An 11,277-nucleotide genomic window follows, 5' to 3' on the forward strand; every position below is an offset into this window, starting at 1 on the left:
GTCAGCTGGCGAACAGGCCTCCGCCGTCCTGCGAACCCGTTCCACTGCTGCCGGCGTTGAAGAGCTGGAGCAGGGTGTCGAGCATGACGGCGATGACGCCGTTGTTCTGGCCGTTGTTCACGTTGTTGCCTTTCGTAGCGGAAATGTGTCGTGGTGCTTGGCACCGCGGTCAGTTCTATCCGCCCGCCCGGCCGCAGCGTAAGCCCCACGGACGCTCGTTCAGATATCTCTTAAAACACGATGTGACGGCTCACAGCAGGGCTTGCTCGTCCGACGCGGCGGTGCATATGCAAGGACGAGAACACGTTCTGGCCATCAGGACGTACGTCCTATACAATGGACTGGACATTGTGATGTGAGTCACTTCTCGTAACGTTCGCGCAACAGGGCACGATGCGCCCCGTCCGGGCCGCAGCAAGGCCGTCCCCGGAGCCGGGCGCGGCCCGGTGCCGCCGTCACGGAAGCCTCACGGACTACCGACCACGGGGGGTCGAGATGACACGAACCGCAATGGACCGCGGCCGCACCATGATGCTGAACGGCACGCCCGCCTCGCATGCCCTGGCGGATTCCACCGCCCTCGCCGAGGAGGTTCTGCAGCACCACGCGGCCACCAGCACCGACTACCGCCTTTACCGGATGGCGGACGTGCACACGGACATCGTCCGCTCGCTCGCCGCCGGCTTCCGCCTGGCCGCGCGCCTGCTGGACGGCGGCCCGCTGCCGACGGAGGACGAGCTCTCCGGGATCCTCACGTTGATCGCGGAGAAGGCGTTGGTGGGCGTCCCCCTCAGCGCCATGATGGCGCTGACCGACGAGACCGTCGGCAAGCTGCGCGCCACCGTCCTCGCCCCGGCGCACGCGAGCGACAACGAGGACCTGCGCGAGATCAACGACCGCATTTTCGCGTTCGCCCAGCACATCCACACGACGATCCCGATCTGCTACGTCAACGCCGCACGCCGCCCCGGAGGCCCCGGCACGGCGTCATCGCTCGCGGAGGCCTTGCTGGCGGGACGGGCGCCGACGGGGGACGTCCCCCGCGGCTACCTGGTGGTGCGGCTGGTGGTGGATCCGTGGTCTTCGGCCGACCCCGGCCTGCCCGCCGCGACCGGGCCGGCGCGCACGCGCGTGAACAGCACCCGGACGGTCCCGCCGCATCTCGCGATCAAGGCCGGTCACGACCTCGACGAGGCCGGCCGCCAGCTCAGCGCCGCATTCCCCGGCACGCTCATCGCGCCCGCGCCGCACCGGGGGCTGCTTCTCGCGCAGGCGCCGGTGGAGGCGCTGCGCGAGGCACTGCGCGAGATCGGCACGGTCCTGGGCGCGGAGATCACCGCGGTGACCGACACTGTGGCGACGGCCCAGATCCCCCGCGCGGCGGAGGACACCCGGGAGCTCGCGCGGATCGTCACCCGCCTGCGCTACCCGGCCGGCGTCTACACGTTCGGCGACCTCGCGGTGGAGTACCAGCTCACCCGCCCGGGTCCGGGTCGCGACCGGCTCGCAGCGGCGCTCGACCCGCTCACCGCCAATGCGGGGCTGATCGAGACGCTCGGCGTGCACATCGGCAACAACCTGGACCGGAGGCGCACCGCCACCGCTCTGGGCCTGCACCCGAACACCGTCGACCATCGGCTCAAGCGCATCGCCAAGCTCACCGGGCACGACCCGACGCGACCGCACGGCCTGCGGCACCTGCACGCTGCCACCGTGATCGACAGGTTCCTGCGCGCACCGATGCCCCGCGCCGCCCACCTGGAACAGGCGGGCGGCACCCGCTTCAGCAGCCGATGAGACGCTGGGCCAGGTAGCCCTCCACCTGGTCCAGCGCGATGCGCTCCTGCGCCATCGAATCACGCTCGCGGATGGTCACCGCCTGGTCCTCGAGCGTGTCGAAGTCGACCGTGATGCAGAACGGCGTGCCCACCTCGTCCTGGCGGCGGTAGCGGCGGCCGATGGCCCCCGCATCGTCGAAGTCGACGTTCCAGTTGCGGCGCAGCTGCTGCGCGAGGTCCTTGGCCTTGGGCGTGAGATCCGCGTTGCGGCTCAGCGGCAGCACCGCGGCCTTCACCGGCGCGAGCCTGCGGTCCAGTCGCAGCACCGTGCGCGTGTCCACGCCGCCCTTGGCGTTGGGCGCCTCGTCCTCCGTGTACGCGTCGACGAGGAAGGCCATCAGCGACCTGCCCAGCCCCGCCGCCGGCTCGATGACGTACGGCGTGTAGCGCTCGCCGGCCGCCTGGTCGTAGAAGCTCAGGTCCGCACCCGAGTGCTCGCTGTGCGTCGAGAGGTCGAAATCCGTCCGGTTGGCGATGCCCTCGAGCTCGCCCCACTCGCTGCCGGCGAACTCGAACCGGTACTCGATGTCGATGGTGCTCTTGGAGTAGTGCGAGAGCTTCTCGGCCGGGTGCTCGTAGAGCCGCAGGTTGTCCTTGTTGATGCCGAGGTCGGTGTACCAGCCGAACCGCTGGTCGATCCAGTACTTGTGCCAGGTCTCGTCCTCGCCGGGCTTGACGAAGAACTCCATCTCCATCTGCTCGAACTCACGGGTCCGGAAGATGAAGTTGCCGGGCGTGATCTCGTTGCGGAAACTCTTGCCGATCTGGCCGATGCCGAACGGCGGCTTCTTGCGCGCGGTGTTGAGCACGTTCGCGAAGTTGACGAAGATCCCCTGGGCGGTCTCGGGGCGCAGGTAGTGCAACCCCTCCTCGCTCTCCACCGGCCCGAGGAAGGTCTTGAGCATCATGTTGAAGTCGCGCGGCTCGGTCCACTGCCCCTTGGTGCCGCAGTCCGGGCAGCCGAGCAGGTCCATGGCCACGGTGTCCGGGTCGTCGATCCCGTGCTTGGCGGCGTACGCCTCCTGCAGGTGGTCCTGCCGGTGCCGCTTGTGGCAGTTGAGGCACTCCACGAGCGGATCGTTGAACACCGCGAGGTGACCGGAGGCCACCCACACCTGGCGCGGCAGGATCACCGACGAGTCGATGCCGACGGTGTCGTCGCGGCCGGTGATCATGCTCCGCCACCACTGCCGCTTGATGTTCTCTTTGAGCTCCACGCCGAGGGGGCCGTAGTCCCAGGCAGAGCGGGTTCCGCCGTAGATCTCGCCGCTCGGGAACACCAGGCCGCGACGCTTGGCCAGGTTGACGACGGTGTCGATACGGTTGGACTTGCCTGCCACTGACTTACCTGCCAATCGGGGTGAGCTGAGAGGTGCGGGGCCGCGGCGCGGGCGCGCTCGCGATACCCGGTCAGCCTATCGGGTGGCGCCGCCTCTCCGGGGACCACCCGCCGCGGGACACCGCCGCGTTGACATGCGTGAGACTGCATATGAGAATGATTTGCATGACGACGGCGCAGTTGCACGACGACCGACCCCCTCGGCACGACCCGGGCCGCACCGACCACCGACGGTCGGCCGAGGCTCCGGATGCGGCGCTGCTCGATGCGGCCGGTGCCCTGCTCCGTGCGCTGTCCGCACCAGCCAGGATGGCCATCGTCCTGCGGCTGCGCGAGAACGATTGCTGCGTCCACGATCTTGTCGACGCGCTCGGGCTGCCGCAGCCGCTCGTGAGCCAGCACCTGCGCGTACTGAAGTCGTCGGGCGTGGTCACGGGCGAACGCGCCGGCCGGGAAGTGCGCTACCACCTGATGGACGAGCACCTCGCGCACATCGTGACCGACGCGCTCGAGCACGCCGACGAGCTGCAATCGCAGCCGGTGGACGCCGAGGACGGGGGCGCATCGTGACCACCGCCGGCCGCCCCGCCGTCGGCGTGCGGGCCACCAAGCAGCGCAGCGCGATCACCGCGATGCTCGAGGAGATCACGGACTTCCGGTCCGCGCAGGATCTGCACGACGAGCTGCGGCGCCGCGGCGCGGCGATCTCGCTGACCACCGTGTACCGGACGATGCAGTCGCTGGTCGACTCCGGCGAGGTCGACGTGCTGCGCACCGACACCGGCGAATCCGTCTACCGCCGTTGCTCGTCAGGGCACCACCACCACCTGGTGTGCCGGCGCTGCGGCTACACCGTGGAGATCGACGGCCCCACTGTGGAGGCGTGGACACGCACGGTGGCCGCCGAACACGGATTCACCGAGCCGGGGCACACCCTGGAGGTGTTCGGTGTCTGCTCCGAGTGCGCCGGCGCCGGCTGACCCGCGCACCGGCGGGATCACAGCATCGGCCGGGTCACTCCCCTGCTCCCGCAGGATCAGGGATCTCGTGCGGCCGGTACCGCGGCAGGCGCGACGCCGGCAGGATCGCGGTGGCGCTGAGGATGGCGAGCACCAGCAGCCCGTACTTGAGCGTCCGCAGCCGCACGTCCTCATTGACCTCCACAGCTCGGTCGATCTGCTGCGGCGAGGCGTCGGTGGTCGATTCCAGGTGCTCGCGCAGCTGGTCGTTGCGGACGAAGTCGACCTTGTCCAGGTCCACCTGCGCCACGAGTGAATCGGGAACACCCGTCTGATGCGCGACAGCGTTGCCGATGCCGATCGACAGCAGCGACACCAGGATGGCGCCGATGACCGCCGTCCCCACCGCCGAGGCGAGGTTCTGCGTGGTGCCGCGGATGGAGCCGACGTCGCCCGCGAGCTCCTTGGGGGCGCTCGTGACCAGCACGTTGAACACGAGCGTCACCAAGGCGCCTTGACCGATGCCGAAAACGATCAGTCCGATGATCGTCGGCGCGGTCTCCCAGTTGTTGCTCACCACGTATGCCAGCCACACCAGCGCAGCGGTGGTGAGGACGAACGACGCCACGCCGATCACGCGCGGGCTGTACCGCTTGTAGAAGCGCACGACCAGCGTGGCGGTGATGAAGACGGTGAGGTTGAACGGCAGCATCGCCAGCGACGTGTCGAACGCGCTGCGCCCCTGCACGATCTGGATGTACAGCGGCACGGTGAAGTTGAGGGCGGCCTCCATGGCCACGACGATGAACATCGCGTAGACGGCGGCGCGCTCGCTGGACGAGCCGAGGACCGACAGGTCCACCAGCGGGGTCCTGCCGGCCCGCACCCGCGCGCGCGTCCACAGGAAGAACCCTTGGCCGACGACGAGACCGACGAGCACGAGAAGCGGGGCGGGCGACACGCCGACGATGTCGAAGGGCGCGTCCGGCGATGCGAACCACACGCCCCACGCGTTGAGGTTCTGGAATCCGACGGTGATGAGCACGATCGCCGCGCCGATGAGCGCCGCGGCGACGAAGTCGATCTCGATGCCCGCGTCGCCCTCGTCGCCGCGCAGCGTGAAGCTGAGCAGGAAGACGACGACGGCGATGCCCAGCACGATGGCGAACGACGGGCGCCAGCCGACGGTGCTGGCGAGCGCGCCGCCGATGAGGAACGCGCTCACCCCGGACAACGCGCGCGCCGAACCGAGCGAACCGACCGCCGTGGCCTGCTGGCTTCCGCGGTAGTTCTCGGCGATGAGCGCCACCAGCGCAGGGACGATGATCGCCGCCGAGGCGCCCGCGAGGCCCTGGCCCGCGATAGCCCATCCCACGCTGGGCGCGACGAGCATGACCACCGACGACACGGCGAACAGCACGATCACCGCGCGGAACACCCGCAGCCAGCCGAGCTTCTGGCCGATCTTGGCGCCCACCATCACCAGCGCTGCGACGACCAGCCCGTAGACGACGATGGTCCCGGCGACCGTCGTCGGCGAGGCGCCGAACGAGTCGACCATGCCGCCCAGCGACACCGGCAGCACCGCCACATTGAACGACATGAGCATCTGGGCCAGGAAGAGGCCGATCATCGGCGTCCACGGGGCGCGTTCTGCAGTCACCTCCGGTACCGCGGTCGACGAACTCATACCGTGCCTTCCTTCCCCAAGCTGTTTTCGGCCGCACCGTGCGCCGCCGACGCGAACAGGTTGAGCCCCAGCGCCCGCGAAAGGTAGGCCGTGGCCCGCTGGCCCCGGACACTGTTCCCCGCACTGTCGAGGCGGGGCGAGAAGGTCCCGATGGCGCCCTTGCCCGGCGCGATCGCGACGATGCCGCCGGCCACCCCGGACTTGGCGGGGAGCCCCACCTCGAACATCCACGTGCCCGAACGTTCATACATCCCCGTCGATGCGAGCACGGCGAGCGTGTCGCGCGCGGTCTGCCCCGACACCACGCGCTCGCCGGTCACCGGGTTCACGCCGCCGTCCGCCAGCGTGGCGCCCATGACGGCGAGGTCGTGCGCGGTGACGCGCAGGGAACACTGCCGGGTGTAGACGTCCACGAGCGAGACGGGATCGACCTCGACGCGGCCGTAGCTTTCCAGCAGTTGCGCGAGGGCCCGATTGCGGTGGTTGGTGAGCATCTCGGAGTGGTAGGCCTCGCCGTCGAGTTCCAGGCTGCGGCCCGCGAAGCGCGAGAGCCCGGTGCGCACGCGCTCCCACTGCTCGGCGGGCGTCGCCCCCGGCACGAGCCCGGTGGTCGCGAGGGCGCCGGCGTTCACCATGGGGTTGCGCGGGTGCCCGTCGCCCAGTTCCATCGCGATGACCGAGTTGAACGGCAGCCCCGTGTTGTCGACGCCGACCCGCTCCCGCAGCACCATGTGTCCGTGCGCCTCGCAGGCGAGCGCGAAGACGAAGGCCTTCGAGATCGACTGGATCGTGAACCGGTCGCCGACGTCGCCGACCTCGTGGACGTCGCCGTCGGTCTCGGTGACCGCGACGGCGAACAGGTCCGGGTCGGCCGCGGCGAGTACGGGGATGTAGTCCGCGACGGCGCCGTCCTCGAGCGGCAGGTATCTGCTGTGCGCCGCCTCGACGATCCGGTCGATCCGCGCCGGCGGCGGCAGCGCGCCGGTGGACACCGCCTGTGGGACGTCGCGTAATTCTCTGTGCACCACTACCTCTCCGCAGTCGGATATACCGGTAGAATCGTCGCATAAAAGTGCCGTGCAGGACGAGGGAAACCGGCATGAGGCGCGCACCGGCGCCCGGCTCCCCCCCGATCGGGGTGGACTACTCCCCGAGTGCGGCGAACACGGCGCGGGCTTCCGCGGCGCCGCCCAGCACCAGCAGCAGCAGGGTCCGCAGGGGCTCGTCGGCCAGGCCGGAACCCGGAAACGCGTACTGCAGCACCACATCAGCGCTGTCGCCGCCTCCCTGCGCCACCGCGCGCAGGGTGCCGAACTGGGCGCGTTCCCGCGCAGCGGCCAGCAGCGCACCGAGGCGCTCGTCATCGGGCACGTCCCAGGCCACCACGCAGGTCACCGAGACCATCTCGAGTCCGTCCGCGATCTGCGCCACGTGCACTGCGCACGGTGCGCCGCCGAAGTGGAAGCTCACCGAACCGTCCCCGTTGGATTCCCGTGCCGGCGACTGCACCTCCGCGTCGTCGGCCACCGAGGCGAGCGCGCGCGCGACCCGTCCGCGCAGCCGTGCCACCGCGTCGACGTGGCCCCCGCCGTCCTCGCTGCCCTCGGGATCCCCTGGCAGGCGGCTCACTTGACACCCCCGAACCGGCGGTCGCGCCGCGCGTACTCGAGGCAGGCCGCCCACAGGTCGCGTCTGTCGAAGTCGGGGAACAGCGTGTCCTGGAAGACCAGCTCGGCGTAGGCGGACTGCCACGGCAGGAAGTTGGACGTGCGCAGTTCGCCGGACGGTCGCAGGAACAGGTCCACGTCGGGCATGTCCGGTTCGTCAAGGTACCGCGCGAACGTCTTCTCGGTGATCTTCTCCGGGTCGATGCGCCCGGCCGCCGCCTCGCGGGCGAGGGCTCGGGCCGCGTCCGCGATCTCGGCACGCCCGCCATAGTTGACGCACATGGTCAGCGTCATCACGGAGTTGCCCGCGGTGAGCTCCTCGGCGGCTTCGAGCTCGGTGATCACCGACTTCCACAGCCGGGGCCTGCGCCCGGCCCAGCGCACGCGCACGCCCATCTCGTTCATCTCGTCGCGGCGCCGGCGGATGACATCGCGGTTGAAGCCCATCAGGAAGCGGACCTCCTCCGGGCTGCGCTTCCAATTCTCCGTGGAGAAGGCGTAGGCGGACAGGTGCGATACGCCCATGTCGATGCACCCGCACACCGTGTCCATCAGGACCGCCTCGCCGCGCTCGTGCCCGGCCGTGCGCGGCAGGCCGCGTTCCTGCGCCCACCGCCCGTTGCCGTCCATCACCAAGGCCACGTGGCGGGGCACGAGCGCGGCGGGGATGTCGGGCGGCGTCGCGCCGGAGGGGTGCGGGTCCGGTGGCCGTGGCGCCGCGGCTGGGCCCGGCCCCGCGGCGGCCGCCGCGTCAGCGCCGGTCCGCCGCGTTCGTCGTCGCTGGATCACGCACCTCATCCTGCCCTGACACCGCGCCCGCGCGCACGTCCACCCCGCGCGCCGCCGGGTGCGGCGCGCCACGCTCGATCATCGGCAACGTCCGCAACTGGCGCTCCAGGTGCCACTGCAGATGTGCGGCGACCAGGCCGCTGGCCTGGGACCGGGCCTGTGCGGGTGCGGCCTCGGCGACGTCCCAGACGCCGCGCTCGAGCGCCAGCATGAGCTCGAGCACCCCCTCCGCCGGGGTCGCCGATCCGGGCGGGCGGCAGTGCACGCACACCGCCCCGCCGGCGGCGACGTGGAAGGCGCGGTGCGGCCCGCTCTGCCCGCACCGCGCGCATTCGGTGAGCGCCGGCGCCCACCCGGCGACGGACATCGCCCGCAGCAGGTACGAGTCGAGGATCAGCCCGGCCGGCCGGCGGGCCGACGCCAGCGCCCGCAGCGCACCGACGGCGAGGAGGTACTGGTCGCGGACCGGGGCGTGCTCCTCGCCCGCCAGCCGTTCAGAGGTCTCCAGCACCGCCGAGGCCGTGGTGTAGAGGGCGTAGTCGGCCACGATGGGGTCGGTGAACGCGTCGAGGATCTGCACCTGCGTGACGGTGGCGAGCCCGCGTCCGGGATTGCGTCCCGGATAGAGCTGCACGTCGATGTGCCCGAAGGGCTCGAGCCGCCCGCCGAAGCGCGAACGGGTGCGCCGCACGCCCTTGGCCACCGCGCGGACCAGGCCGTGGTCGCGCGTGAGCAACGTGATGATGCGATCCGCCTCGCCCAGCTTGTGCCGGCGCAGCACCACCGCCCGATCCCGGTACAGCCTCACCGATCGACCTCCACCGGACCATCCTAGGCCGCCCGGCGCGCGGCCATGCACTTCCTCCCGTTCGTTCGAACGAACAGTGCTAGCGTCGGGTGTGGAGAACCGATGACGGAGGTGCCATGACCGAACCCCCCGCAGCAGCCGCATCCCCCGCGGACGGCGGCTCCGCCCGTGCCGGGTCCCCGACGATCGGCGACCTGCGTGCGGAGCTCGACGCCGGCACCGTCTCGTCGGTGGACCTGGTCGCCCGCGCGCTCGACGCCGCGGAGGAGGCCCGGCCCACGCTCAACGCGTTCCGCTATCTGCGGCGTGCGCAGGCCCTGGCAGAGGCGGCGGAGGCCGACGCCCGCCGCGCGCGGGGCGACTGCTCCCCGCTGCTCGGCGTCCCCGTGGCGATGAAGGACGACGTCGACATCGCAGGGCTGCCCACCGCCTTCGGCTGCGACGACTCCGGCCGGGCCCCCGCCGCCGCCGACGCGGAGATGGTCCGCAGGCTCAAAGCCTCCGGCGCGATCATCATCGGCAAGACCAATTCGCCCGAGCTCGGTCAATGGCCGTTCACCACCGGCCGGTTCGGGGTCACCCGCAACCCGTGGAGTCCCGTGCACACGCCGGGCGGGTCCTCCGGCGGAAGCTCCGCCGCCGTCGCCGCCGGCATCGTGCCCGCGGCGATGGGGTCGGACGGCGCCGGTTCGGTGCGCATCCCCGCCGCGTGCACCAACCTCGTGGGCATCAAACCGCAGCGCGGCCGGATCCCCTCCTACCCCGAGGCGGAGCAGTTCCACGGGCTCACCGTCATGGGACCGCTGGCGCACACCGTCGCCGACGCCGCCCTGCTGCTGGACACGCTGTCCGGCGGCCACCCCGGCGACAGGCATCGCCCGCCACCGGTGTCCGCCTCCGAGTGGGTGGGCCGCGACCCGGGCCGCCTGCGCATCGGGCTGTCGTTCGATTCCCCCTTCACCGCCACCCCCGTCACCCTGGACCCGGACGTCGTCGCCGCGACCGAGCGCGTCGCCAACGCCCTCGTCCGGCTCGGGCACGACGTGGTGCTCGACGGGCCCCGCTACGGCCGGCTGCTGGGCCTGAACTTCCTGCCCCGTTCGATGGCGGGCCTCGAGCAGTGGCGCCGCCGGTTCCCGGACCCGTCCGTCCTCGATCCGAGGACGCTCGGCAATGCCAGGAACGGGCGCCTCCTCGGGGGCGTCCCGCTGGCCGCCGCGCGCAAGGCCGAGCCGCGCATCCGCCGGCGCATCGGGAAGGTTTTCGACCGGGTCGACGTGGTGCTGGCCCCCACCACCGCGACGCCGCCCCGCCCGGCGGACGCCATCGACGGCCTCGGCGGCTGGGACACCGACAAGGCCATCACCGCCTTCTGCCCGATGACCTGGCCGTGGAACGTCCTCGGCTGGCCGGCGGTGAACGTGCCCGCCGGGTTCACCGGCGACGGACTGCCCTTGGGGACCCAGCTCATGGGCCACGCGGGCAGCGAACCGCTGCTGGTGAGCGTCGCCGCGCAGCTGGAGGCGGAACTGCAGTGGCACCGCGTCACCCCGGACCGATGGTGGTGACCGGCCGCGGCCCGGCCGGCGCGTCCGCCCGGGACCGCATACTCGCCGCGGTGCTCGACGTGGTCGGCGCCGCCGGGATCCCGGCGGTGACCAACCGGCGGATAGCGGAGGACGCCGGCGTGTCTCTCGGGTCGATCACCTACCACTTCGCCACCCGGACCGACATGCTGCGCGCCGCCCTGCTGCAGTTCGTCGACGCGGAGTCCCGCCGCCTGGCGGACCTGGCGCACGCCTCCCGCCGGCGTGTCCCCGACGGCGCGGCGCCGGACCTCGCCGCGGCGGCGGCGCTGGTCTCCGAAGTGGCGAGGGCCTGGCCTTCACTGCCGAGCAGGTGGCCTCATTCGAGCTGTACGTGCAGGCCGGACGCGATCCCGCGCTGCGCGACGCCGCCGCCGCGTGCTTCGCCGCCTACGACGACCTCGCGGTGACGGTGCTGACCGCGCTGGGCCTCCCGGACCCGGACGCCCTCGCCCCCGCCGTCGTCGGCATGATCACCGGCCTGCAGTTGCGGCGGCTGGCGACCGGCGAGCCCGGGCGCCGCGTGGGCGAGGCGCTCATGATGCTGCTGGCCACGTGACCGGCCACGCGGTCCGCCGGCACTGCGTCGGACGCCGCGGCG

10 protein-coding genes and 1 pseudogene are annotated in these 11,277 nt (G+C 71.5%); 5 read left to right on the top strand and 6 right to left on the bottom strand.

The window, feature by feature from the left end; translation table 11 throughout:
• The first annotated feature begins 495 nt into the window (after positions 1-495).
• A complete protein-coding gene (locus H4F70_RS14185) occupies positions 496-1,797 on the top strand; it encodes a PucR family transcriptional regulator (RefSeq protein ID WP_182357625.1) in 1,302 nt (433 codons plus the stop codon).
• Here H4F70_RS14185 and H4F70_RS14190 read toward each other — a convergent pair.
• Positions 1,784-3,178 carry a glycine--tRNA ligase gene (locus H4F70_RS14190; protein ID WP_182357626.1) on the bottom strand — a complete coding sequence of 465 codons (1,395 nt, stop codon included), beginning with the start codon at positions 3,176-3,178 and terminating at the stop codon, positions 1,784-1,786. The genes H4F70_RS14185 and H4F70_RS14190 overlap by 14 nt on opposite strands.
• A 164-nt stretch (positions 3,179-3,342) precedes the next feature.
• Here H4F70_RS14190 and H4F70_RS14195 point away from each other — a divergent pair, with 164 nt between their 5' ends.
• Both H4F70_RS14195 and H4F70_RS14200 read left to right on the top strand, forming a co-directional pair.
• Positions 3,343-3,747, top strand: coding sequence for an ArsR/SmtB family transcription factor (locus H4F70_RS14195; RefSeq protein WP_182346878.1), 405 nt, complete (start codon positions 3,343-3,345; stop codon positions 3,745-3,747).
• Positions 3,744-4,157, top strand: a complete 414-nt coding sequence (locus tag H4F70_RS14200) for a Fur family transcriptional regulator (protein ID WP_182346877.1) — start codon at positions 3,744-3,746, stop codon at positions 4,155-4,157. Before H4F70_RS14195 ends, H4F70_RS14200 begins: the two co-directional genes overlap by 4 nt.
• Before the next feature lie 34 nt (positions 4,158-4,191).
• Here the strand turns inward: H4F70_RS14200 and H4F70_RS14205 are convergent, their stop codons facing one another.
• From H4F70_RS14205 to recO, 5 genes are all read right to left on the bottom strand, one after another.
• Entirely contained in the window at positions 4,192-5,826 is a 1,635-nt protein-coding gene (locus H4F70_RS14205) for an MFS transporter (RefSeq protein ID WP_182357627.1), read from the bottom strand.
• On the bottom strand, positions 5,823-6,854 hold the full coding sequence (glsA, locus tag H4F70_RS14210) for a glutaminase A (protein WP_235681123.1): 1,032 nt from the start codon (positions 6,852-6,854) through the stop codon (positions 5,823-5,825). The genes H4F70_RS14205 and glsA overlap by 4 nt, the downstream gene beginning before the upstream one ends.
• A 115-nt stretch (positions 6,855-6,969) precedes the next feature.
• Positions 6,970-7,455 carry a hypothetical protein gene (locus tag H4F70_RS20235; RefSeq protein WP_220471714.1) on the bottom strand — a complete coding sequence of 162 codons (486 nt, stop codon included), beginning with the start codon at positions 7,453-7,455 and terminating at the stop codon, positions 6,970-6,972.
• On the bottom strand, positions 7,452-8,291 hold the full coding sequence (locus H4F70_RS14215; protein WP_182357629.1) for an isoprenyl transferase: 840 nt from the start codon (positions 8,289-8,291) through the stop codon (positions 7,452-7,454). Before H4F70_RS14215 ends, H4F70_RS20235 begins: the two co-directional genes overlap by 4 nt.
• On the bottom strand, positions 8,245-9,090 hold the full coding sequence (recO, locus tag H4F70_RS14220; protein ID WP_182357630.1) for a DNA repair protein RecO: 846 nt from the start codon (positions 9,088-9,090) through the stop codon (positions 8,245-8,247). The genes H4F70_RS14215 and recO overlap by 47 nt, the downstream gene beginning before the upstream one ends.
• A 116-nt stretch (positions 9,091-9,206) precedes the next feature.
• Between recO and H4F70_RS14225 the strand changes: the two genes are divergently transcribed.
• Both H4F70_RS14225 and H4F70_RS14230 read left to right on the top strand, forming a co-directional pair.
• Entirely contained in the window at positions 9,207-10,658 is a 1,452-nt protein-coding gene (locus H4F70_RS14225; RefSeq protein ID WP_182357631.1) for an amidase, read from the top strand.
• Positions 10,649-11,235: pseudogene (locus tag H4F70_RS14230) on the top strand (TetR/AcrR family transcriptional regulator). Before H4F70_RS14225 ends, H4F70_RS14230 begins: the two are co-directional and overlap by 10 nt.
• The last annotated feature ends 42 nt before the right edge of the window (positions 11,236-11,277 follow it).

It is taken from the genome of Tomitella gaofuii (assembly GCF_014126825.1).
In the GTDB taxonomy this organism is placed as follows: domain Bacteria; phylum Actinomycetota; class Actinomycetes; order Mycobacteriales; family Mycobacteriaceae; genus Tomitella; species Tomitella gaofuii.

Bases quoted from the DNA above. Each gene is read 5' to 3' on its own strand.
- H4F70_RS14185 (WP_182357625.1), top strand. From the start codon at position 496: ATGACACGAACCGCAATGGACCGCGGCCGCACCATGATGCTGAACGGC.
- H4F70_RS14195 (WP_182346878.1), top strand. From the start codon at position 3,343: ATGACGACGGCGCAGTTGCACGACGACCGACCCCCTCGGCACGACCCG.
- H4F70_RS14205 (WP_182357627.1), bottom strand. From the start codon at position 5,826: ATGAGTTCGTCGACCGCGGTACCGGAGGTGACTGCAGAACGCGCCCCG.
- H4F70_RS14215 (WP_182357629.1), bottom strand. From the start codon at position 8,291: ATGAGGTGCGTGATCCAGCGACGACGAACGCGGCGGACCGGCGCTGAC.
- H4F70_RS14225 (WP_182357631.1), top strand. From the start codon at position 9,207: ATGACCGAACCCCCCGCAGCAGCCGCATCCCCCGCGGACGGCGGCTCC.